The sequence below is a fragment of the Flavobacterium macacae genome (assembly GCF_003865365.1).
In the GTDB taxonomy this organism is placed as follows: domain Bacteria; phylum Bacteroidota; class Bacteroidia; order Flavobacteriales; family Flavobacteriaceae; genus Flavobacterium; species Flavobacterium macacae.
Genome location: NZ_RQVR01000013.1, coordinates 52,109 through 76,245, shown reverse-complemented (window position 1 = coordinate 76,245; position 24,137 = coordinate 52,109). Strand labels below are relative to the sequence as shown.

General features: G+C 33.6%; 16 protein-coding genes. 12 read left to right on the top strand and 4 right to left on the bottom strand.

What is annotated here, in order from left to right; translation table 11 throughout:
* Nucleotides 1–123: 123 nt before the first annotated feature.
* The gene (locus EG849_RS11760) at nt 124–888 is read left to right on the top strand and encodes a nitrilase family protein (RefSeq protein WP_125013282.1); all 765 of its coding nucleotides are present in this window, start codon (nt 124–126) and stop codon (nt 886–888) included.
* Nucleotide 889: 1 nt separating this feature from the next.
* Here the strand turns inward: EG849_RS11760 and EG849_RS11755 are convergent, their stop codons facing one another.
* Complete coding sequence (locus EG849_RS11755; RefSeq protein ID WP_125013281.1) at nt 890–2,488, bottom strand: Ig-like domain-containing protein; 1,599 nt, start codon at nt 2,486–2,488, stop codon at nt 890–892.
* A gap of 220 nt (nt 2,489–2,708) precedes the next feature.
* On the bottom strand, nt 2,709–3,401 hold the full coding sequence (locus tag EG849_RS11750) for a ComF family protein (protein WP_125013280.1): 693 nt from the start codon (nt 3,399–3,401) through the stop codon (nt 2,709–2,711).
* Nucleotides 3,402–3,611: 210 nt separating this feature from the next.
* Between EG849_RS11750 and EG849_RS11745 the strand changes: the two genes are divergently transcribed.
* From EG849_RS11745 to EG849_RS11720, 6 genes are all read left to right on the top strand, one after another.
* Nucleotides 3,612–4,472, top strand: coding sequence for a kinetochore Spc7 family protein (locus EG849_RS11745; RefSeq protein ID WP_125013279.1), 861 nt, complete (start codon nt 3,612–3,614; stop codon nt 4,470–4,472).
* 55 nt (nt 4,473–4,527) lie between these two features.
* A complete protein-coding gene (locus tag EG849_RS11740) occupies nt 4,528–6,069 on the top strand; it encodes a glycine--tRNA ligase (protein WP_125013278.1) in 1,542 nt (513 codons plus the stop codon).
* Between the two features lie 468 nt (nt 6,070–6,537).
* Nucleotides 6,538–7,350: a LytR/AlgR family response regulator transcription factor gene (locus EG849_RS11735; RefSeq protein ID WP_125013277.1), complete on the top strand. Its 813-nt coding sequence runs from the start codon at nt 6,538–6,540 to the stop codon at nt 7,348–7,350.
* Between the two features lie 216 nt (nt 7,351–7,566).
* The gene (locus EG849_RS11730; RefSeq protein WP_125013276.1) at nt 7,567–7,770 is read left to right on the top strand and encodes a hypothetical protein; all 204 of its coding nucleotides are present in this window, start codon (nt 7,567–7,569) and stop codon (nt 7,768–7,770) included.
* Nucleotides 7,771–7,913: 143 nt separating this feature from the next.
* Nucleotides 7,914–9,950 (top strand): tetratricopeptide repeat-containing sensor histidine kinase, encoded by a 2,037-nt coding sequence (locus tag EG849_RS11725; RefSeq protein WP_125013275.1) that lies wholly within the window; start codon nt 7,914–7,916, stop codon nt 9,948–9,950.
* A gap of 2 nt (nt 9,951–9,952) precedes the next feature.
* Nucleotides 9,953–10,621: a response regulator gene (locus tag EG849_RS11720; RefSeq protein WP_125013274.1), complete on the top strand. Its 669-nt coding sequence runs from the start codon at nt 9,953–9,955 to the stop codon at nt 10,619–10,621.
* Nucleotides 10,622–11,378: 757 nt separating this feature from the next.
* On the opposite strand, the gene thiL is transcribed toward EG849_RS11720, so the two are convergent.
* On the bottom strand, nt 11,379–12,425 hold the full coding sequence (gene thiL / locus EG849_RS11715) for a thiamine-phosphate kinase (protein WP_125013273.1): 1,047 nt from the start codon (nt 12,423–12,425) through the stop codon (nt 11,379–11,381).
* A gap of 160 nt (nt 12,426–12,585) precedes the next feature.
* On the opposite strand from thiL, the gene EG849_RS11710 reads away from it, so the two are divergent.
* The 4 genes from EG849_RS11710 to EG849_RS11695 all read left to right on the top strand — a co-directional run bounded on the left by EG849_RS11710 (nt 12,586) and on the right by EG849_RS11695 (nt 20,270).
* Nucleotides 12,586–13,461 (top strand): ABC transporter ATP-binding protein, encoded by an 876-nt coding sequence (locus EG849_RS11710; protein WP_125013272.1) that lies wholly within the window; start codon nt 12,586–12,588, stop codon nt 13,459–13,461.
* Nucleotide 13,462: 1 nt separating this feature from the next.
* Nucleotides 13,463–17,110 carry an ABC transporter permease/M1 family aminopeptidase gene (locus EG849_RS11705; RefSeq protein ID WP_125013271.1) on the top strand — a complete coding sequence of 1,216 codons (3,648 nt, stop codon included), beginning with the start codon at nt 13,463–13,465 and terminating at the stop codon, nt 17,108–17,110.
* Between the two features lie 172 nt (nt 17,111–17,282).
* Nucleotides 17,283–19,163, top strand: a complete 1,881-nt coding sequence (locus EG849_RS11700) for a lamin tail domain-containing protein (protein ID WP_158611948.1) — start codon at nt 17,283–17,285, stop codon at nt 19,161–19,163.
* 99 nt (nt 19,164–19,262) lie between these two features.
* On the top strand, nt 19,263–20,270 hold the full coding sequence (locus tag EG849_RS11695; protein WP_125013269.1) for a T9SS type B sorting domain-containing protein: 1,008 nt from the start codon (nt 19,263–19,265) through the stop codon (nt 20,268–20,270).
* 145 nt (nt 20,271–20,415) lie between these two features.
* Here EG849_RS11695 and lepA read toward each other — a convergent pair whose 3' ends face one another.
* Entirely contained in the window at nt 20,416–22,212 is a 1,797-nt protein-coding gene (lepA, locus tag EG849_RS11690) for a translation elongation factor 4 (RefSeq protein WP_125013268.1), read from the bottom strand.
* Between the two features lie 277 nt (nt 22,213–22,489).
* Between lepA and EG849_RS11685 the strand changes: the two genes are divergently transcribed.
* Nucleotides 22,490–24,127, top strand: a complete 1,638-nt coding sequence (locus tag EG849_RS11685; protein ID WP_125013267.1) for a hypothetical protein — start codon at nt 22,490–22,492, stop codon at nt 24,125–24,127.
* The last annotated feature ends 10 nt before the right edge of the window (nt 24,128–24,137 follow it).

The window sequence follows — 24,137 nt, the reverse complement described above, 5'->3', positions numbered from 1 at the left end:
TGTTCCAAGCTATGGGAAAAGGAACACAAATGGAACGTTGTAATACAAATTATATACCATCAAAGTCGGAATCATTATCGTAAAAAAAAACGATCTTAGAGGACCGATTTACAATAAGACACTATGAAAATCGCCATGATCCAAGCGCCTTTGGTTTGGGAAAATCCAAAAATCAATCGCACTTATTTTGAAGAAAAAATCAATTCGCTTTCTGAGGAAATCGACTTGGTTGTATTACCCGAAATGTTTTCGACCGGATTTTCAATGCATCCAGAAAAAGTTGCAGAAACTATGGACGGCGAAACAATTTTGCTTCTAAAAAATCTTGCGAAAGCAAAAAATCTTGCGATTACCGGAAGCTTGATTATTAAAGAAAAGGAGCTTTTTTACAACAGATTGGTTTTTGTTTTTCCTTCTGGAGAAATCCAAAAATATGACAAACGGCATCTGTTTTCATTGGCTGGAGAAGAAAAAATTTATGCTTCGGGAAAAGAGAAATTGATTGTAGAATATTTAGGCTGGAAAATCTGTCCGTTGGTTTGTTATGATCTTCGTTTTCCTGTTTTTGCACGAAATAGCGAAGATTATGATTTGTTGATTTATGTGGCCAATTGGCCAAAACCACGCATCCAGGCTTGGGATATTTTGCTAAAAGCAAGAGCGGTTGAAAATATGGCTTATGTCATTGGCGTGAATAGGATCGGTGTAGACGGAAATAATCATCCTTATCCGGGACATTCCCAAGCCATTGATTTCTTAGGAAATTTTACAATTGAACCGCAAGAATCGGAAGGGGTTTTTACAGCAGAATTTGATAAAAGCAAAATGGATCTAGCCAGAAAAAAACTTGGATTCTTAAACGACCGAGATGTTTTTGAAATAAAATAATTTATTGTGAGAGGTCGAAGACTTCATCAACATAATCCCAATTTGGCCTTAAATTATATTCTACTGATTTATAAATAACTTCTTCAGGTTGTAATTTTTGCAAGTAATTTCCGGTATCCCATACCTTATTTTTATTTGTATCATAAATTACACGAATAAAAACGGTGGAAGGTTCCAGTCCTTCAAAATCAACTTTTGGAACTTCTGAATATTGAGAAGCGATAATGTCTCCTTTTTTTGTAACTAATTCTACGATAACTGGAAACTGTTTTACATTCAATAATGTCAAATTCATTGTTGAATATTCTTTGATAGCCTGCGTTTTAAGCGTATATTTTAAAGTATCATTTGCGGTACCTAAGTAAGAATTTATCGAACCTGGCAAAAGTTGCATCGTATACGTTTGCAATTCTTCGCGTTGAAAGTCAACAAATAAATTTTGATTAAATTCGTCATATTCTGTTGTGAAAGGCACAGCAACTGAATCTTTATTCATCAAGTTGATCTTTGCTTTGTCAATGTCAGCAAGCGGTAATGTTGAATTAATAGTAAAACGCTCTCTGGGATGCAAAGTTCCTTTTTGTATCGCCGTGAGGCTTAAGGTGTCTTTTTTAAATTCTTTCATACGAACAAAGAACTCTTTGTCAAAGCTTCCTTTTTTTATTGAAATGCCTAGTGAATCAGGTTTTATGGGTTGAAACCAAACTTGCAATGAATCTTTTTCAGGGAATTTGGTCAACTTAATTGGCAGGTTTTCGTTGCCGTTTCTCAAAGCAACTTCTATTTTGTCCGCATTTCCTTCATACGGAATCACAAGTCGATTTCCAGAAGCCTGATAAGGTTTTTGACCTTTAAAAGAGGGAATTTCGTTAAACAATTTTAATTGATAAGCAGAGTCACTCGGAACCGTAATATATTCTTTCCTAAAAGCAATTTTGTCTTTGTTTGCATTAAATTTGAAATTGTTATTGTAGTCCTTCATTGCAATCAGCATGTACTTTCCTTCCTTTAAATTCTCAAGCTTAAAGGTTTTTAAACTGTCTAAAGTATTCGTGATATATCTTGGATTTTGCTTGTACACCACTGAATCTGTGAATTTTTCATCCACTTCATATAACATCACTGAAACAAAATTTTCCACATCTTTATTGAAAGCATCTTTCACCGTTCCGCTGACTTCCAACGAATCAATATACGTTCCTGTCGAAAAAACATACTTAAATTGCTGGTACGGATTCCCTTCATTATTGTCTTGGATGCTGCTTCCAAAGTTGAAGCTATAGGTGGTATTGGGCTGCAAGGTATCCTTGATCCTGATGTTGATGTACTTGCTCGCATTCGTCGGCGTGATCACCGGCGGATATTCCATCGGAGGCGAAACAATCAGCTGCTTGTTCACGTCTTTAATCTTGATATATTCGTCAAAAGTGATCCTGATTTCTTTTACATCAAAATTAGTGCTGAAATTTTCGGGTGAACTTGAGCGCATCACAGGGGGAATGGTGTCTTTCAAGCCTCCGGTAATACTGCCTCTCTTCGCGCAACCCGTAACTGCTAAAGCCAAAATGAAAAGTAAAAATTGAAAACGAAACTTCAACATCAGAAAAATATTTTAGCCACAAAATAACAATTATATTTAGAGGAAACGAAATCTTTTAAGAAAATTATATTTCTGTTTTTGAAGCTATTCCGGCTTTCTGCTGCAAGTCCTCGTCTTTAAATCTTTTTTTACACGCAAAAAAACGAGCTTCCTTCGGGCGCTGTTTTTCTGCGGTAAAAAAATAAATTTAAAAACTCCGGGCTTTTCGCGCCAATCCGGGCTAAAAACCCATATTGTGAGTGTCAGCAATCGAAACAATGCTCAGCTTTGAATCCGGAATTTTCAAAATGGCCCTTGCGCAGGCTTCCAAGGTCGAACCGGTCGTAATCACATCGTCCACCAAAAGAAAATGTTTTCCGTGGCAATCTTCTGTAAAAACCACGTCAAAAATCGCTTGGTTGACCTCCGTTCTTCCCAAAAAGTTTTTCTTCGTTTGTGTCTTTGAATAAATATTCCGAACCAGAATAGAATCGTCATATTTAATAAAAAGCTTTTCTGATAGAGTTTTTCCAAACGTTTCAATTTGATTGTAACCGCGTTTTTTCAGGCGCTTTTTATGCAAAGGAACCGGAATTATGACATCAAAAGATTTTGTGATTTCAAGATTTTTCAAATCTTCGGCATACCAATTCCCTAAAAATGTACCAATTTCTTGATGCCCGTAATATTTTAGATTATGAATCAATTCATGAACAATACCGCGTTTGTGGTAAAATAACATCGAGGCGCCAAATTGAATTTCGATTCTTCCATAAAATTTTTTGGTCACTTCGTTTTCAGGCTCTAGGTGATAATTTGTCAACGGAAGATCGTGGCGGCAAGACGTGCAGATAATATCTTCATTTGATAAAAGAAAATTTTCACAGCCCAAACAGACTTTTGGAAACAATAAGTCGAAGAGATTCTGTAACATTTTGTAGGCTTGAAAATTAATTCTGAAACTTAAAAATACAAATTAAATTGATATTTGTTAAGAAAATAAAAACAGAATGGGGGTATATTACGTTTTTTAATAAGAACGTCAAGCATAAAGTGTTTCTTAGCTGTTTAATTCACTCTTCATCGATTATATTTTGTGGCACAGCCATCATACTTTAATTTTGCGTAAATTTTATCTTATAGTATGTTTGGAAAGAATTATTTAGCGGTCATCAAAGTTTCAGTCGTCGTACTTTCTGTTTCGATTGTCACTCTGGTTGCAAAGCTGTATAGTTTTGAAAATCAGATAAAAGAATTGAACGAGAGTATTGAATTGGATAAAAAAATTCATAATAATGACATAAATGAAATCTTGATCCGGTATGATTCTGTTTTAATTAAAAATATGAGATTAGAAAAAGAGAGCAGCCTAAATACAAACAAAGCAACGGATTCGAATGCAGTATATGATACCTCTATCAAAAAACTGAAGGGCAGTATATCTATCCTTGAAAAGAACAATACTTCAAAAGAAAAACGGCTGGCCAACTTAAACAGTATTTTGAAGACCAAACAGATTGATCTTGAGAGCAATAAAGAAGAGATTCTAAATTTAAATTCGAAAATTGCAAAGCTTCAGACAGAAATAAAAAGGTCGGTCGGTGACATGGAGCTTAAGAAATTGAAAGCAAAAAATGTCAGTGCGATTGGATCTAAAGTTGTTTCGGAGAAAATATTAGAAACGAAAAGATTAAAAGGAACTGAAAAAATCAAGGTGTGTTTTACTTTAGAAGACAATCCTTCGGTTGAAAAGGGCGACAAAGATATTTTTATCCAAATCATAAATCCAAAATCTAATATTGTAAGTAAAGCGCCCGCTGTACTGGAAATAAAAAACAAAACTCTTTTTTACAGCGCAAAAACAACAATAAATTACGCAAAAGAAAATGTTGATGTTTGTGTTTTGGTAGACGCACATAAAAATAATTTAATCAAGGGGAATTATATTGTTAATATTTTTTCTGGAATTAATCTTATCGGCAACACAAATCTTATTTTAAATTAAATTTTCTTCCTAATTTAAAGTCGATAATCAAATCCATTTTTTATATTTTTGCAGTATGGCAAAACAAGAAGATTTATTTAAGAATGTAGTTTCGCACGCAAAAGAATACGGATACATTTTTCCGTCAAGCGAAATTTATGATGGTTTAAGCGCAGTCTATGATTACGCTCAAAACGGTGTTGAATTAAAGAAAAACATCCGCGAATATTGGTGGAAATCAATGGTGCAAATGCACGAAAACATTGTTGGTCTTGACTCTTCAATTTTGATGCACCCAACAACTTGGAAGGCTTCGGGCCACGTTGATGCTTTCAATGATCCATTAATTGATAACAAAGATTCAAAAAGAAGATACCGTGCTGACGTTTTAATTGAGGATTATGCCGAAAAATTAAACCAGAAAGCGCAAAAAGAAATTGAAAAGGCAAAAGTTCGTTTTGGCGAAGCTTTTGACGAGCAAGAATTTATCAAAACCAACGCAAGGGTTGTTGAATATAAAGCAAAACAAAGAGAAATTCTAGAAAGAATGGCGAAATCGTTAGGAGATGAAAATCTTGCTGACGTGAAAGCTTTGATCGAAGAACTAGAAATTGCGGATCCAGAAACGGGTTCCAGAAACTGGACAGACGTGAAGCAATTCAACTTGATGTTTGGTACCAAATTAGGAGCTTCGGCTGAAAGCGCAATGGATTTATACCTTCGTCCAGAAACGGCTCAAGGTATTTTTGTAAACTTTTTGAATGTTCAAAAATCGGGCAGAATGAAAATTCCTTTCGGAATTGCTCAAACCGGAAAAGCGTTTAGAAATGAGATTGTTGCAAGGCAATTTATTTTCAGGATGCGTGAATTTGAACAAATGGAAATGCAATTTTTTGTGAAGCCAGGCGAAGAAATGAAATGGTATGAATACTGGAAAACGACACGTTTGAACTGGCATTTGTCTCTTGGTTTAGGAAAAGAGAACTACCGTTTCCATGATCACGAAAAATTAGCGCATTATGCAAATGCTGCGGCTGATATTGAATTTAATTTTCCGTTTGGATTTAAAGAGTTAGAAGGAATCCATTCAAGAACTGATTTTGACTTGAAAGCGCACGAGCAATTTTCAAATAAAAAAATGCAGTATTTTGATACCGAAGAAAATAAAAACTACACACCTTATGTAGTAGAAACTTCGGTTGGTTTAGATAGAATGTTTTTGGCAGTTTTCTCTAATTCTTTGAAAGAAGAAACGTTGGAAGACGGTTCAACAAGAACGGTGTTGCAATTGCCAAGCGTTTTAGCTCCAACAAAAGCAGCCGTTTTGCCATTGGTTAAAAAAGACGGACTTCCGGATGTGGCAAGAGAAATCATTGAAGAGTTAAAGTGGGATTTCAACGTGGCTTATGATGAAAAAGACGCCGTTGGAAGACGTTACAGAAGACAAGATGCGCTTGGAACGCCATTTTGTATTACAGTTGACCACCAAACTTTAGAAGATAAAACGGTCACGATTCGCCACAGAGATTCTATGAAACAAGATCGTGTTGCTATTTCTGAATTAAGAGCTATTATCAACAGCGAAGTTTCAATGAAAAATTGGTTGGTGAAAATGTAATCATTATTTTAAATATTTTTAAAAGCTGGCTATTTCGGTCAGCTTTTTTTGTTAGCAATAAAACTAGAGATGTATATCGCCATAAGGTAATGATTTAAAATTTTTGCTTTTCTTATTTTACATAATAAAAAAATATGCAGGTAAATGGCTGAAATTCATGTATTTCGTCGGATTTTTATGATATTAATATTATTTAATCAACAAAAATTAAGATTGTATTAACAACAATTCTATTTTTGTAGTTAATAGACTAAATTGGTCTCTGTTCAGTACCATAGAAGAAGGAGAAATTTTGCATAATAATGTAAACTAAATAATATAAAAACGATTTTTTATTAAAGGTTAAGATTAGTACCCCAAAACTACTTGCCACATTATAGACTTAATCAAAAAATGCTCCGATAAATCGTCGGTCAGGCTTTTGCATTCCTGATTGGAATTCCAAAAACAAATTTGTAAAAGCAATTGATGAGTAATTCCTACGTTATCATTAACGATAATCAAGAGAATGTTTTGAAAATTCAATCATTATGTGATGAGTTTCAAAGCCTTCGTTTTGTGGCATCTGCAAATGATTATGATGCTGGAATTAATGCAATTTTAGAATTTCAGCCGAGTTTGGTTTTTCTTGAAATTGAACCAAAAGACAAAAAAAGTAAGCTTTCACTTTTGTTAATTAATGAGCTTTACCGTTATTTAAAAGCGATTCCGAAAATTGTGGTCACGGCAAAGAATGAAAGCCTTGCTTATGAGGCGATAAAATTCGGTGTTTTTGATTATTTGATATTTCCGCATCAAATTGTTGATTTTCGAAAGACAATTTTAAGACTTGAAAAAACAGTTCAAAATGATGCTGAAATTTCTATAGAAGCAAAAGGGCAAGCCCCGGTTTTTATTGACAATGATATTCCTTCGGTAGTTACAAAAGATTCTCCGTTAACAATCTGTATTAAATCATATGGCGATTATCGGTTTTTAAACGCCGCAGACATTATTTATTTTCAAGCAGACAATAATTCTACTGATATGCATTTAAATAGCGGTGAAATGATTACTGCATTTAAAACGCTCAAACATTTTGAGAACATACTTCCTTCGGAATTTTATCGCATACATAATAGTTATATCATAAACAAAAACCATATTTCAAGGATTCATACCGGAAATTCAGTTTGTTTTATAAAAAATACCTCTACAAAAATTCCCTTCTCAAAATCGTACAAAGGTAATGTGGATCTCATCATTGCTGCTATTTCTAGTTCTGATTATCTAGAAATATAAAAATCTCCCTTCAAGTTTTATAGTCAAAAAGCAACTTTTTTTAAAATCGGTTCATTTACTCGCATTTCAATATCATCTACTCATAGAATGGTGTGTTCTACCATATATATATATATTTAGATTACTGATAATGAATAACTTGGTAATTTTACATCGTGAGAATGAGACATCACAATCAATAGTAAACAAATTTCCCAAACATTCATTAACCACAAAATGGAACACATTATGAAAAAAGCTATCTTAACAATCGGATTATTTTCTTTAGTAGTATTAACTTCTTTTTCAGTAGAAGCAACTTCAGCTGATTCAGGAGGACAAGGCGAGCCAGTAAGAACAGGTGGTGTAAACACTGACCTTGGTAATGGTCAAGCAGGAACAGGAGGCGGTAAAAAAGTAGATATCGTTGCAAGAAACTAAGAAATAAAATTAATATAAAAAAAAGCCGACAGTTATGTCGGTTTTTTTGTTTTACTTTCAGAATTATTTTAGAAAACAGATTTTAGTGTAAGTTTTTTTATACCAATAGATTTACTATTTTTGGCAACAAACTTTTAAGACTATTGAAAAAATATTACCACCTCTTTTTCCTAATTGGTCTACTATTCTTAGGATGCACTAAGGAGAAAAATGATTTTTCCGATAAAAGCATTACAGATACTCTTGCGATTTATTTAGATAAAGCCAATGAGGAAAGCTATTCTTATGAAGATCGGCTGAATTACAATAAAAAGGCCTTTGCTATTTTAATCAATCAAAAAAATGATTCTTTAAATAGGGTCAATCTCTTCAAAGTTGCCAATCGCTATTTTAATATTAATAATTTTGGTGAATATCAGAAGGCATCTCAAATTATTTTAGCTAAAGCACGTTCTGCTAATGATACCGTAAATATTGCTAAGGCATATAGTTATTTAGGGGATTATTACACCAATACTACTAGAAAAGACAGTGCTTATTCTTATTATTCAAAAGCAGAAAAGATTTATCTGAGATTGAAAGATAAAGAAAATTTATTTAATACATACTTAAATATTTCAACAATACAGAGCTATGAAAATGATTTTTCAGGTAGTGAGGTTTCTGCAATTAAGGCACTTAATGTATTAGATAATAGTCAAAACGTTGAAAAAAGACACAGAGTTTATAGTCAACTCGGTTTTATTTCTGCTGAATTAAAAGATTATGAGAAGGCTTTGGAATATTACAACAAGGCTTTGAAGCTTACTTTAAATAGCAGTCAGAATTTGCAAGTTCAAAAATTAAATTCGCTGAACAATATTGGAAATGTTTATCAGCGTCAGAATAAGCATAACTTGGCTATCGAAAAATTTCAGCAAGCAATTGATGAAATACATTTAGTAGAAGACAATTCTTTTCTTTTCGCTATTTTATTAGATAATATTGGTTACTCAAAATTCAAAATTAAAGACTTTTCAAACCTTCCAGAATTGTATTTTAAATCTTTAAAAATCAGAGAAGGGCTGAATGAAAGAGTCGGAATTATTTATGTAAAAATACATTTATCTGAATTTTATTTAGAAAGAAAAGACACTTTAAATGCAAAGAGATATGCAAATGAAGCCTTGACGCTTTCAAAAGAAGTCAAAAATTATCGTGCCGTATTGGCTGCTTTGAAACAAACTGGAGTTGTTGATTCTGAAAAATCTTCTGATTATTCTGAAGAATATATTAAAATCAATGACAGTCTTCAAAATGCGGAAAGAAAAATCAAAGACAAATTTGCCAGAATAGAGTATGAAACCGATGAAATAATTCAACAGAAAGATAAGCTTGCCGAGCAAAATAGAAATATGATTTTCTTTTTTGGTCTTGTTATCATGATAGGCATTTTGCTTTTTGTAATTAGAAATCAGCGTGCAAGAACGCAACAATTGCTTTTAAAACAAACACAGCAAAAAGCCAATGAAGATATTTATAACTTAATGCTTTTTCAACAAAATAAAATTGAAGAAGGAAGAATAAATGAAAAAATCAGAATTGCACAAGAACTTCACGATGGAATCTTAGGTCGGTTATTTGGTGCGAGATTAAATTTAGATTCCTTAAATAAAAGACAAGATGATGCCGCGATTGATAGCAGGAATTTATATCTTGTTGAACTTAAGAATATTGAACAAGATATTCGTGAAATTTCACATGATTTAAATCGGGAAAAATCAGCGGTTAATAATAACTTTGTAGGTATTATTAACAATCTTATTGAGCAACAAGAAAATCTTTCAGAAGCAAAGGTTACTTTTTTAATTGACATGCAAATTGAATGGGAAAAATTTGATAATACACTCAAAATCAACTTGTATAGAATTCTGCAAGAAAGCCTTCAGAATATAAATAAGTATGCTCAAGCAAAAAATATAAAAATCGAAATCAAGAAATCAGAAAAATATCTGAGAATGGTTATTTCTGATGACGGAATCGGATTTTCGGTTAAAAAGAAAAGTAAAGGTATTGGATTACAAAATATGATGTCAAGAGCCGAAACGAGCAAAGGAATACTGGATATAAAATCAAAACCAGGAAAAGGAACAACCATTACCATCAGTGTCCCAATTGAAACCAACACAAAAATTGAATAGCAATGACAAAAAAAATAAATATTTTAATTGTCGATGATCATCCCTTTATCATTGAAGCCTACAAAAACACAATTGCGGGATACCACCCTTCTAAATTTGAGTTTACAATTACGCAAGCAAACGATTGTAAATCAGCTTATGAAATCTTGGTAAACCCAAATATGATCCAATATGACGTCGCTTTTTTTGATATAAGCATGCCTCCTTACACAGAAAAAAATATTTTGTCAGGAGAAGATCTTGCTCGATTAATGAAAAAAGTTTTGCCTTCTTGTCGGGTTATTTTATTGACAATGCACACCGAGTCCTTAAAAATAAACAACATTATTAAGTCAATTAACCCTAACGGACTTATCATTAAAAACGACTTGACATTTGATGAACTTCTAATTGCTTTCGATAAAATCCTAAAAAACGAAAATTATTACAGCCAAACGGTTCTCAAGTTTGTAAGTCAACAATCGGGGGATGGAACGCTTATTGATGAATATGATCGCCAAATTTTATACCACTTATCCAGAGGCGTCAAGACCAAGAATATTCCGTTGCACACTTCTTTATCTTTGAGTGCTGTGGAAAAAAGAAAATTAAATTTAAAGGATATTTTTAATTTAAAAGGAGGCGATGATGAAGCATTAATTTCTGAAGGAAAATTGAGAGGTTATATTTGATTCAAAAAATATGCGGTTAAACCGTAAAAAAGTTTCGGCATTTAAAGCTATTTTTACAAATGAATTTTGAGTTAGGTACTTAGAATCAAGCTTTTTTAAAATTTTAAACCTTTTTTAGTTTCTAAAAAGTGACTAAACCAGCCAATTTTGCTTGATTTTATCAGAAAAATTAAACCGTCTTTTGAAAGAAATGACGGTTTTTTTAATTTAATGCTTTGACGTATAGCTTGATGAAAGAAAAAATGCGGGAAAACTGTAAACGACTTTAATTCGTTTATATTATTTTTACAGAGTTATTAAAAACAATAAGTCTCAAAAGGAATTATTAAAGCCAAAAATGAAATAAGCAGTTAGTTGAAATAAAATACCACCCTTTTGTCAGTCCCCAAATTTGACAAACCTACAAAAATAAAAAGCTGCTTAACCAACCAAAAAATAAATTAGCGATGCTTCTCCAGGCATCGCTTTTTTAATGGTAAAAATATAAAATTTTAGGTTTTATCTGTAATTGAAAATATGCGGGAAAACCGTAAACAACTTATCTGATGTTCGTGTAAATTTACAATTGTAAAAAGTAAAATTTTCATATTAAAATCAACAACCCAACCAACAACCAGTAATTAAATTTTGTAATGTAACCTTTTTTTGCCCCAAAAATGGACTTAACCTAAAATTTACTGTTTAGAAAAATTGGAAAAATAAAAAAGCGATGATCCCCAAACCATCGCTTTTTTTATGCTTAAAAATTTCCCGTAAATTATTGCTCCAAGGCATTCCAGCCCCTCGCTTTTAACGGAATTTTTGTATCAGCTCTAGTGATTAAATGAATTCCTTCGCTTTCTTGAACCATATGTCCGATGATTGAAAAATTAGGATTTCCTTTAATTTTATCAAAATCATCCATTGAAATGGTGAAAAGCAATTCATAATCTTCTCCTCCATTGATCGCAACAGTTGTACTGTCAATATTAAATTCTTCACAAACCGAAATTAATTGCGGATCAAGTGGTAACTTGTCTTCGTATAAATTACAACCCACTTCTGATTGTTTGCACAGATGAATGATTTCTGAAGAAAGCCCGTCAGAAATATCAATCATCGCCGTTGGTTTTATCTCTAAAGCGTGAAGCAGAGTTCGCACATCTTTTCTGGCTTCAGGTCTTAATTGTCTTTCAATAATATAAGTGTAAGCATCTAAATCAGGCTGATTGTTCGGATTTACTTGAAAAACTTGTTTCTCTCTTTCCAAAACTTGCAATCCCATATAAGCCGCTCCGATGTCACCAGAAACTACTAATAAATCCGTTATTTTGGCTCCGTTTCTATACACCAATTCATTTTCGTCAGCTTCTCCAATAGCGGTAATACTGATGATCAAACCTTTTTGAGAAGAAGTCGTGTCGCCACCAATCACGTCTACATTATATTCTTTTGCAGCAGTCGCAATTCCGTCAAATAGTTCTTCTAAAGCTTCCAAAGGAAAGCGATTTGATACCGCTACAGAAACCGTAATCTGCGTTGGTTTTGCATTCATTGCATAAATGTCTGAAAGATTTACAACCACTGATTTGTAACCTAAATGTTTCAAGGGCATATAAGCCAAATCAAAATGTACGCCTTCAATCAATAAATCGGTGGAAACAACTGCTTTTTTATCCTTGAAATCAAGAACGGCAGCGTCATCACCAATTCCTGTTAAGGTCGAAGGATTGTTGATTTCAAAATTGGAAGTAAGGTGTTTTATCAGTCCAAATTCGCCTAAATCAGAGAGGCTTGTGCGTTGAGGCGTTTTATCTTCTATCATTTTTTTTGTTTTCTAAGTGGCAAAGGTACAAAGATTAAAAATCAATACCATTTGAAATATACTTGAGAGAAAGGTATTTCAAAAAAACGTTAAAAAGCTGTAACAAAATTGTCTATCTTCCCACTAATGAAAATAATCAATCAATTATAACCACAAAATTATGAAGCTCAAAATAAACAACTTAAGCAAGACATATAAAAATGGAGTGAAAGCTCTGGATAATTTGAATTTGGAAATTAATTCAGGAATGTTCGGACTTTTAGGGCCGAATGGTGCTGGAAAATCTTCATTAATGAGAACGATTGCCACTTTGCAGAAACCCGATTCAGGAACCATTGAATTTGAAGGAATTAACGTTTTGGAAGATAATATCTCGCTTCGAAAAATCTTGGGTTATTTACCTCAAGAATTTGGAGTATATCCAAATATGTCAGCAGAAACTTTGTTGGATTATTTTGCAAGATTAAAAGGAATTTCTTCGCGTTCTGAAAGGAAAGCTCTAGTTAAAAAGGTACTTGAAGTAACCAATTTATATGAACAAAGAGGAAAATCAGTAAGCGGTTATTCTGGAGGAATGAAACAGCGTTTCGGGATTGCGCAATTACTTTTGAACAATCCAAAATTGATTATCGTCGATGAGCCGACTGCTGGTTTGGATCCTGCAGAACGTCATCGTTTTTTAAATGTGTTGAGAGAAATTGGAACCAATCACGTTGTTATTTTTTCAACGCACATCGTGGACGATGTGAAAGAATTGTGTAACGAAATGGCCATTTTAAACGGAGGAAAAATCTTGGCACAAGGAACTCCCGCGGAAGCTGAAGGGAAATTAAAAGGTTTCATTTGGACCAAAATCATCACGCGCGATGAACTGGAAACGTATGAAAAAGAATTTAACGTAATTTCTTCAAAATACAACCAAGACAATACTTTAAATATTAAAGTGTACAGTATTGAAAAACCAAACGAAACCTTCATAAACGCTGATCCACAGCTGGAAGATGTTTATTTTGTTGCACTAAAATCTGATAAATAAGATGTTTTCAACTATATTTAATTTCGAATTAAAACGATGGTTGAAAGGAGCCTCGTTTTACATATTTCTATCGCTCTTTTTCTTAATTTCATTGCTTTTCGGCTGTATCAGTTTTGGAGTTTTTGAAAGCGTGAGTTCGGTTAGAAATTCAAGTGCATACGCAAACTCGCCAATTGCATTAAACGGACTGATAAACGGTTTAAACACCTTTATATATTTACTGCTTCCAATTATTGTGGGAACTTCTGTTTACAGAGATTTTCGATATAATATGCACACAATTTTGTTTTCTTATCCATTTACAAAAACAGATTACATTGCCGGTAAATTCTTGAGTTCCCTGTTTGTGGTTATTTTGATAACACTTTCATTGATTTTAGGAATTCTAACTGCGTCAGTAATGCCTGGCGTGAACCCTGATTTGCTGACTGACTTTAGCGTTCTTGCCTTTGTGCAAACGTATTTTGTATTTGTGATTCCGAATTTGATTTTTATCGGAGTTATTATCTTTACGTTGGTTACCGTTTCCAGAAATATTTTTGTGGGTTTCATAGGAGTAATCGTTGTTTTCTTGCTTCAAATTATTCTTTCAAATCTTACAAGGGACGCTGATAACCGTTATGTTGTGGCGCTTTTTGAACCTTTCGGAAGTGAGGCTTTAAATTATTATACTAAATATTGGACGGTTTCAGAACAAAATGAAAACCTGCTTCCGATGAAAGAAGTTGTAATTTACAATCGATTGATTTGGATGGGTGTTTCTCTTTTTATTCTTGGAATTTTATACAAATTATTCTCTTTTACCCAAACCGCAATTACTTTTGGGAAAGGTAAAAAAGGCGATCGTGCTACAAAAAACAACTTTGGAGGCATTACAAAAATTGAGATTCCGGTGGTAAAACACGACTATTCTGGATGGCAGAATTTTAAAACCGCTTGGAGTCTTTCGAACTTTGATTTTAAATTTATTATTAAAAACTGGGCTTTTATCGTCATTGCTTTTGTCGGACTTTTGTTTATCCTTTTAATGTCGGTTACGGCCGGAGAAATGTATGGCACAAAAACATTTCCGGTGACATGGCAGATGCTGTTCTTGCCAGGTTCTACGTTTAATTTCTTTATTAATATTTTGACATTCTTATTCGCCGGTATCTTGATTCACCGCGGTGAAACGGCAAGAATGAATCATTTAATTGACGTAACGCCAATTCCAAACTGGGTTTTATTGACTTCAAAATTCATTGCAATTGTCAAAATGCAGATTTTGCTTTTGCTTTTAATCTTGATTGCTGGAGTTTCAATTCAAGCTTATAACGGCTATAATAATTTTGAAATCGGACATTATTTGATAGAATTATACGGAATAAAACTGCTGAATTTTGTGGTTTGGGCGTTTTTGGCCATTTTAATTCAAACGCTTTTCAAAAATTATCTTCTTGGATTTTTTGTATTGATTTTGATAATGATCGCTTTGGCTTTCTTACCTGAAATTGGTGTGGAACAAGATATTTATAGTTATAATTCTGATCCGGGTTACCAATATTCTGACATGAACGGATATGGTCACGGCCTTGAATTGTATTATCTGTATAAATTTTATTGGATATTGCTTGGAGTGGTTTTCTTCTGTGTGGCATTATTATTTTGGACAAGAGGAATTCCAATGTCTGCAAAAGAAAAATTCTCGAATGCAAAAAAACGTTTCACAACCAAATTAGCCGTTCCCATGTTGGTTGCGCTTTTAGGGTTTGTGGCAATTGGTGCGACAATTTATTATGAAAACAACATTGTAAATCAACGTTATTCTCAAAAAGAAAGAGAAAAACAAATGGTAGAATGGGAAAAAAAATATAAAAAATACGAACATTATGACCAACCGAGAATCACGGATGTGAATGTAAATGTGGCTATTTTTCCTAAAACCAGAGATTTGAAGGTAAAAGGATATTATTTTTTGAAAAACAAAACTAAAAATCCTATTGACAGCATTTTTATCGATTATGTTGATTATGAAAGTGTCTTTAAATTCAGCAAAGAAGCTACTTTGGTTTCAAAAGACACACTTTATAATTTCAATATTTACAGATTAAAAACGCCATTGAATCCGGGAGATTCAATCAGATTTGATTTTGAAATCAAGAACAAACCAAATACTTTAATTACAAATTATTCCCCAGTTTTAGAAAACGGAACTTTCATAAACAACGGTTCGTTTCCTTCGATTGGATATTCTGAAAATGGTGAGCTTTGGGATGATGATACCCGAAAAAGATATGGTTTAAAGCCAAAAGACAGAATGGCAAAAGCAACTGATTCTATTGCTCGGAAAAACACGTATATTTCAAGTGATGCCGACTGGATTAATTTTGAAACCACGGTAAGTACTTCTGAGGACCAAACGGCAATCGCGCCAGGTTATTTAGAGAAAAAATGGACTGCTGACGGAAGAAATTATTTCCACTATAAAATGGACCGTCCGATGTTGAATTTTTATGCCTATCAATCCGCTCGATATGAAATCAAAAAAGACATGTGGAAAGATGTCGCTATCGAAGTTTATTATCAAAAAGGGCATGAATACAATATTGATCGAATGATCAAAGCGGTTAAAAAATCATTGGATTATTATACTGAAAACTTCAGTCCGTATCAGCATAAACAAGCTAGAATCATTGAGTTTCCAAGAACGGGTGGCGGTTTTGCACAGTCATTTGCCAACACGATTCCGTTTTCTGAAGCTATTGGTTTTATTGCCGATGTAGATGATGAAAATGATGATGCGGTTGATTATCCTTTTTCGGTAACTTCTCACGAAATGGCGCACCAATGGTGGGCACATCAGGTGATTGGTGCCAATGTTCAAGGCGCGACTTTGATGTCTGAAAGTTTGTCAGAATACAGTTCTTTGAAAGTTTTAGAAAAAGAATATGGAAAGTCGCAGATGCGTAAATTCTTAAAAGACGCTCTTGATAGTTATCTTCAAGGAAGAACAGGAGAAAGCAAAAGCGAGCAACCGCTGATGTTTAACGAGAATCAACAGTACATTCATTATAACAAAGGTTCGCTAGTCTTATATACTTTAAGCGATTACATCGGAGAAAAGAATATGAACAATGCTTTGAAAAAATACATTGAAAAAGCGGCTTATCAAGAAGCTCCTTACACGAATTCCATCGAATTTGTGTCGTATTTAAACGAAGCAACGCCAGATTCTTTGAAATATATGATTGATGATATGTTCAAAACAATCACGTTATATGACAACCGTGTTAAAAATTTTACTTCAAAGAAATTACCTAACGGAAAATATGAAGTAACGATCAATGCGCAAGTCAGTAAATACCGTTCTGACGCAAAAGGGAAAAGGTCTTTCCAAAATGCTTATGGTAAAACGCTTACTTTTAAAGGTAAAGGCGAAAAATATGCAGTAGATTCGTATCCGTTAAGTGATTATGTGGAAGTTGGAATCTTTGGTGAGCAAAAAGTAAAAGGCAAAACTAAAGAAAAACAGCTGTATCTAAAGAAACATAAAATCAATAAAATAGATAACAAATTTGTTATAATCGTGGATGAAAAACCAACAGAAGTCGGGATTGATCCTTACAATAAATTGATCGACACGAACTCTGAAGACAACAGAAGAAAGTAATAATTTTTTAAAGCCTCCAACTGGAGGCTTTTTTATGTTTTAAAACGAGTATTAAAATTTGAGTTATTTCTGAAAGATGTTTAAATTAGCGCTATATTTATGGCTTTGAGGGTTTTCTATGTCCCTCATTAAAATGATTCATGATTTAATAATCATTTTAAACCTTCGCAAGATGATAAAAATATTCGGGATAAATTTTCAATTTAAGATTGCTATTCTTGCGATGCTTTTTATGCTTTCTGCGTCTGCATCTGGACAAATTTATTATCACAGTTTCCCTTCGACAGTTGTTACCTATCCGTATATTGCACCTCCAACAACAATTGATACAAATCTTTTAAATTCTTCGTGGTATAATTCCTTTGGTGAATGGGAAATTAATAATGGGTTGCTTATGCAGGGTAATTCAACAGCAACTCTTACTTTCGATGTGGCTCCTGGATATTTACTTTCGGTATCATCATTTAATTTTTATGGTAAAAAAACTAGCGGAGGTCCACAAAATTGGTCAATGTCAATAAACGGAATTGTTGTTGGGAGTGGTTTAATTTCACCATTATTAACTGGGGCTGAAATTGGACAGACTAATGCTTCAAATTTAATTTCAGGCTTGACTGGTGAGGTTACGGTAGTTTTAACGGTATCAAATACTATTTATACCGGTGGTTATAATTTTACTTTTGATGAGTTTAAACTTTTTGGAGAAGTTATACCTATTTGTAATCCGCCTATAATTGCTTCGATTTTTCCAAATAATGGTCCTGAAAACACCTTAGTTAAAATTGAAGGTAGTGGATTTTTAGTTGGGTCAGGGACATCTTCAGTTCATTTTAATGGTGTTGCAACAACTAATTTTAATGTGATATCAGATTCATTAATCGAAGTTTATGTTCCATCGGGTAATACAAACGGTTATATAACGGTAATTACTAATGATTGTGAAAGTATCACTGGGGAAATTTTTACAAAAATAATCTCAGAAGGTGCTGATTTGACAGACTTGTATATGTCAGAAATATATGATTCTTCAATTAATGGAGCTTTTATTGAGCTCTATAATGGAAGTTTTAATAGTATTAATTTGTCTGGATATAAAATAAAAAGGTATGCGAATATTGGAGACATAGTATTTAACTATGAAGTAAATCTGACAGGTACTATTGAACCAGGTGGGATTTTTATAGTTGGATTTGATGATGTGCCATGCCCCGTATTCTATCATCAATACCACGATTTTGGTATTAATGAAAATGATGCCTTAGAATTGGTATATAACAACATCATTTTAGATTTGGTTTACACGCCTAGTTATCAAGGCTATTCTATGATTAGAAATCCTGATGCTATTGCTCCTAAAACTTTTTTTGACGAGAGTGATTGGGATATTTTAAGTACATCTACTTGTGAGAATTTAGGTTCGCACGAAACAATATTTGATTTGCCGGTACTTTATCAACCCAACAGTCAAGTAGCCTGCGTAAATAGCTCAACAACAATATCATTTAGTTACAGTGATGGTACAGAATATACCTATCAATGGAAAAAACTTGACGCAAGTGGAGTTTGGTTGCCCTTAGCAAATGGAGCCATGTATTCTGGTGTAGATACAAATACCTTGACAATAAATCAGGTTTCAGTTGACCTTGACGCATCGCAGTTTTATTGCGAATTAGTTGCAGCTCAAGCCACAATTGTTACGAATGCCGCACAGATAAGAATAAGTGACGGAATGCTCCCGATTACAGATTTCTCATATTTTCCTATAATCTGTCAAAACAGCACCACAATAGTTCCCACGACAGTTACTGGTTTTACAATTGGGGGAGTTTTTTCATCTGATTCAGGATTAGTTATAAATCCAAATTCAGGAGCGATTAATCCTTCTTTAAGTTCGCTGGGATTGCATGTCATTGAGTATTCATATGGTCAAGGAGCTGAAGATTGCAACGGAGCTGGTACAAGTTCTTTTGAAATTTTTATTGAAAATTCGAATGAATACATTACAGATTTTTCATATCAGACTCCTATTTGTATAACAGAAGGGAATAGTTAGATTTCGCCAAATTTAATTACAGGTTTTAATTCAGGAGGAACTTTTTCATCTGATTCAGGATTAGTAATTGATTCCATTACGGGCGAAATTTCTGTAGCATTGAGTTCACTTGGCGTTCATGTTGTAACTTATACAGTTGCTGAAACAATTCCTAATTGTGATGTTGGAGGCACAACGTTTTTTGAAATTTTAATCGAAGAAATGCCCGATTTAACGCCAAATCAAGGTGATGATTCTGTTTGCGTTGGAGAAACAATTGCATTTTCTAACGCAGCAGCTGGTGGAACATGGTCAACTTCTGATGTCACAATTGCAACAGTTGAGATGAATGGTGTTGTTACAGGAATTTCTTCCGGAAATGTAAATATAATATATACGTTAAATAGTTCGTGTACGGCTGTTGAAACCAGTTCCATTACGGTAGGCGAAAAGCCAAATCCAGAGTTTGAAGACACTTATTTGTGTGTGAATAATGCAACTGGAGAAATTGAAAATTTTGTAACGTTACATAGCGGGATTTCAAATTCTGGTTTTGTTTTTGAATGGCGACTTAATGGGAATTTACTGGTAACAACCGGCAATTCTCATAATGTTATTCAGGCAGGACTTTATGAAGTTGTCGCAACAAATACAGTAACAGGATGTTCAGAATCTACTTCATGTACGGTTTATCCTTCGGCAACAGCTGTTGCGACTGCAATTACAACTGATTTTAGCGCTAATCAATCGGTGACAGTGGTGGTTGCGCAAGGATCCGGAAATTATTTGTATGCTATTGATAATGGGCAATTTCAAGAAAGTAATTTATTTGAAAACGTGAGTTCTGGGGAACATGTGATCACGATAAAAGACCCTAATGGTTGTAATGATTTATTCTTGAATGTTTATCTATTAAACTATCCTAATTTCTTTACTCCAAACGGGGATGGTGTAAATGATTTTTGGAGAATTAATGGGCTGAGTGGGCGAGATGCTAAGATCTACATTGATGATAGATTTGGAAAACTGTTGAAATATCTAAACGGGAGTGCGGATGGATGGGATGGAACTTTTGAAGGTCAGCCCGTCTTTTCATCTGATTATTGGTTCAGAATTTTATATAAGTGAGAAGATGGAACGAACAAAGAATTCAAATCACATTTTTCTTTAGTTAGGTAATTATTTATAAATATTTCAGAGGCTTTAAGTTTGCAAAAACAAGAAACCCGATAACTTTCGTGATCGGGTTTCAATATTTTAATCTTTACTTTTTTTAATCATTTAATTTAAGAACCGCCATAAAAGCTTCTTGCGGAATCTCAACATTACCAACCTGTCTCATACGTTTTTTACCTTTTTTCTGTTTCTCCAAAAGTTTACGCTTTCGAGAAATATCTCCACCATAACATTTTGCAGTAACGTCTTTTCGCAACGCCTTAATGGTTTCACGAGCAATAATTTTTGCTCCAATTGCCGCTTGAATCGGAATGTCAAACTGTTGTCTCGGGATCAATTCTCTTAATTTTTCGGTCATTTTCTTACCGATGTTGTAAGCGTTATCTTCGTGAATCAAAGCCGAAAGTGCATCAACACCTTGAGCATTCAGCAGAATATCTAATTTTACCAATTTTGAAGTTCGCATTCCGATTGGAGAATAATCAAATGAAGCATACCCTTTAGAAACAGTTTTTAATCTATCATAAAAGTCAAATACAATTTCAGCCAAAGGCATGTCAAAAGTCAATTCAACTCTGTCGGTAGTCAAATAAGTCTGGTTGGTAATTACACCGCGTTTTTCAATACAAAGTGACATTACGTTTCCTACAAAATCAGATTTTGTGATGATAGTTGCCTTGATAAAAGGCTCTTCCACACGGTCTAATTTTGATGGTTCTGGCAAGTCAGAAGGGTTGTTTACTATAAAAGCCGTTTCTGGATCTTTTTTAGTGTAAGCCAAATACGAAACGTTGGGAACTGTAGTAATCACGGTCATATCAAATTCACGTTCCAATCTTTCTTGGATGATTTCCATGTGCAACATTCCCAAGAAGCCGCAACGGAAACCAAAACCTAAAGCGGCTGAACTTTCTGGAGCAAAAACCAACGACGCATCGTTCAATTGCAATTTCTCCATCGAAGCTCTTAAATCTTCGTAATCTTCAGTATCAACCGGATAAATTCCAGCAAAAACCATTGGTTTTACGTCTTCAAAACCAGTAATCATATTGGTTGTCGGTACTTTTGCATCTGTTACCGTATCACCCACTTTTACTTCTTTTGCTTCTTTAATTCCAGAAATCAAATAGCCAACATCTCCGGCAGAAATCACTTGTTTCGGAACTTGGTTCAATTTCAAGGTACCAATTTCATCTGCAAAATATTCATTTCCGGTAGCCATGAATTTAATTTTTTGGCCTTTTTTGATTTGTCCGTTGATTACTCTAAAAATAACCTCAATTCCTCTAAAAGGATTGTAAACTGAGTCAAAAATCAAAGCTTGAAGCGGTTCATTTGGATCTCCTTTTGGTGCAGGAATTTTTTCAATTACGGCGGCCAAAATATTCTCTACACCAAAACCAGTTTTACCTGATGCATGGATGATGTCTTCTAATTTGCAACCTAATAAATCGATAATGTCATCGCTAACTTCTTCTGGATTAGCACTTGGTAAATCCACTTTGTTTAAAACGGGAATAATTTCCAAGTCATTTTCTAAAGCCAAATACAAGTTAGAAATCGTTTGTGCTTGAATACTTTGTGCCGCATCAACGATTAAAAGCGCGCCTTCACAAGCGGCAATCGAACGAGAAACTTCATAAGAAAAATCCACGTGTCCAGGAGTATCAATTAAATTTAAGATGTAATCTTCACCTTTATATTTGTATTCCATTTGAATCGCGTGGCTCTTGATGGTGATTCCACGTTCTCTTTCAAGATCCATGTTGTCAAGCAATTGTGCTTTTTCTTCACGAGCCGTTACGGTTTGCGTAGCGCCAAGCAAACGGTCAGCAAGCGTGCTTTTTCCGTGGTCAATATGTGCAATAATGCAAAAATTCCTAATATGTTTCATCTTCGTTTTGTATCAATTTTTTACGCGTTCACGACCGATCTGTTTCCAAAGTTGCCGCTTTCCCCATTATCTCCTTTAAAGGTAAGGATTTAATCCGCAAATATAGTTTTTTAGTTGCTAAGTTGAAAGAGGAAAAAAAGTCGTGGAATTTATTTTTTTTTTAAGATAAACCGAACAACTGCATCACTAATTTTCTTGTTAAAATTTTATTAAAAAATCTTATAAATTATCAAATGATTTTCTTATCCTTGCATGTCGAATTAAAATCCCCGATAAAATGAAAAAAAAAATACTTAGTAGTATCTTGTTTTTAATGGCTTTCACTGCTTTTGCGCAGAAAGAACTTTCTAAAGATTATAGTTACACGGTTAGTGAGCCTTACAAAGTTTTTGACGCTGATGAAAAACATTACTTTGCAAAAGACGGTGAATTGATGACCGTTAAATTAGACAAAAGAGATGTATTGATTCAAAAATTTAGAAATGAATCAGAGAAACCAGCCTTTACTGGAGAAAAACTGTATGAAGATTTCCCAAAGAATATCCAATTCGAAGATATTATCGAATTTAATGATAAATTTTATTTTTTCTATTCTTCTTGGGATGGAGGCAATGTTGAAAAAGAACAGCTTTTTGCAAGAGAAATTAACTTTAAGACAGGAGAATTCGTTGGAGAAGGAAAATTGCTTTTTAAAGTTGATGGAAAAGTAACAGGTTCTCCTTTATCGCAAATTTTTATTGGGTTTGCACCGGGAATCAATATAGGTGTTAAAGACAAGTTTGATTTCTTGGTGTCGTATGACAAAAAAAGAATGTTGATCCAATACCGTAAAAAGCCTGAAGTAAAAAGTGACGTAAAAAGTTATGACATCATCGGAATGAATGCTTTTGAAGGAGATCTTAAAATGACTTATTCTAACGAGGTGAAAATGCCTTATACCGAAAGAAGAATGGATAATTTAGATTATTCAATTGACAAAGAAGGTAATGCGTATATCTTGGCAAAAGTGTATCACGATGATAGCAATGATGACAAGAAAAAAAGAAAAGATAAAGAAGCAAATTATCACGTAGAACTTTTAAGGATTAAGGCAGGTTCTAAAGAGATTGTAAAAACAAAAATCGAGATCAAAGACAAATTTATTAATGAAATTTGGCTGTTCGAAAGTTCAGAAAATTATATGGTATGTGCTGGTTTTTACAACAAAGGAAAAACGGCAAGTAATGCGGATGGAATAATGGTGTTTAAAGTTAAAAAGGATGGAGATGTTTATGATAAATATACACATGAAATTCCGGTTGAAGTCTTAAACGATTATGTGAAAGAAAAGACTAAAAAGAAAAATATTGAAAAAGACGAAGACGAAGATGGCATTGAATTTAAAAATCTGGTTTTAAGAGATTTGTTTATTGGCGAAGACGGGAGTATTGTTTTAACAGGAGAGCAATACTTTAGTAAAGTGCATTATAACGGAAAAACAACTTATACTACTTACCACTACAATGATATCTTAATTACTAAAATTGATAATAAAGGCGGTCTGGCTTGGATGAAAAAATTACCAAAACGCCAAGTTGGAACAAAAGGTCAAGGCGGTATGTCGTTTAAACACATTGCGGCAAACGACAACCATTACCTTCTTTTCTTAGACAATGTAAAAAATTATGAATTGCCTTTAGATAAAACGCCAGCACTTCACTCTGACGGGAAAGGCGGTTATTTTACTTCTTATAAAATCAGTGATACAGACGGTTCGTCAACAAACAGTTCGGTTTTTAATGTTCGAGATGTTGAAGATATGACTATCTATCAATTTGGAATTGGTAGAATTGTTCAAAGTAGCGAAGATGAATTTGTGGTAGAGGTTTACAAAAAGAAAAAAGAAGACGTAATGATCAAGATTAAAATCAAATAAAGCACTCTAT

Bases quoted from the DNA above. Each gene is read 5' to 3' on its own strand.
- EG849_RS11760 (WP_125013282.1), top strand. From the start codon at position 124: ATGAAAATCGCCATGATCCAAGCGCCTTTGGTTTGGGAAAATCCAAAA.
- EG849_RS11755 (WP_125013281.1), bottom strand. From the start codon at position 2,488: ATGTTGAAGTTTCGTTTTCAATTTTTACTTTTCATTTTGGCTTTAGCA.
- EG849_RS11750 (WP_125013280.1), bottom strand. From the start codon at position 3,401: ATGTTACAGAATCTCTTCGACTTATTGTTTCCAAAAGTCTGTTTGGGC.
- EG849_RS11745 (WP_125013279.1), top strand. From the start codon at position 3,612: ATGTTTGGAAAGAATTATTTAGCGGTCATCAAAGTTTCAGTCGTCGTA.
- EG849_RS11740 (WP_125013278.1), top strand. From the start codon at position 4,528: ATGGCAAAACAAGAAGATTTATTTAAGAATGTAGTTTCGCACGCAAAA.
- EG849_RS11735 (WP_125013277.1), top strand. From the start codon at position 6,538: ATGAGTAATTCCTACGTTATCATTAACGATAATCAAGAGAATGTTTTG.
- EG849_RS11730 (WP_125013276.1), top strand. From the start codon at position 7,567: ATGGAACACATTATGAAAAAAGCTATCTTAACAATCGGATTATTTTCT.
- EG849_RS11720 (WP_125013274.1), top strand. From the start codon at position 9,953: ATGACAAAAAAAATAAATATTTTAATTGTCGATGATCATCCCTTTATC.
- thiL (WP_125013273.1), bottom strand. From the start codon at position 12,425: ATGATAGAAGATAAAACGCCTCAACGCACAAGCCTCTCTGATTTAGGC.
- EG849_RS11710 (WP_125013272.1), top strand. From the start codon at position 12,586: ATGAAGCTCAAAATAAACAACTTAAGCAAGACATATAAAAATGGAGTG.
- EG849_RS11705 (WP_125013271.1), top strand. From the start codon at position 13,463: ATGTTTTCAACTATATTTAATTTCGAATTAAAACGATGGTTGAAAGGA.
- EG849_RS11700 (WP_158611948.1), top strand. From the start codon at position 17,283: ATGATAAAAATATTCGGGATAAATTTTCAATTTAAGATTGCTATTCTT.
- lepA (WP_125013268.1), bottom strand. From the start codon at position 22,212: ATGAAACATATTAGGAATTTTTGCATTATTGCACATATTGACCACGGA.
- EG849_RS11685 (WP_125013267.1), top strand. From the start codon at position 22,490: ATGAAAAAAAAAATACTTAGTAGTATCTTGTTTTTAATGGCTTTCACT.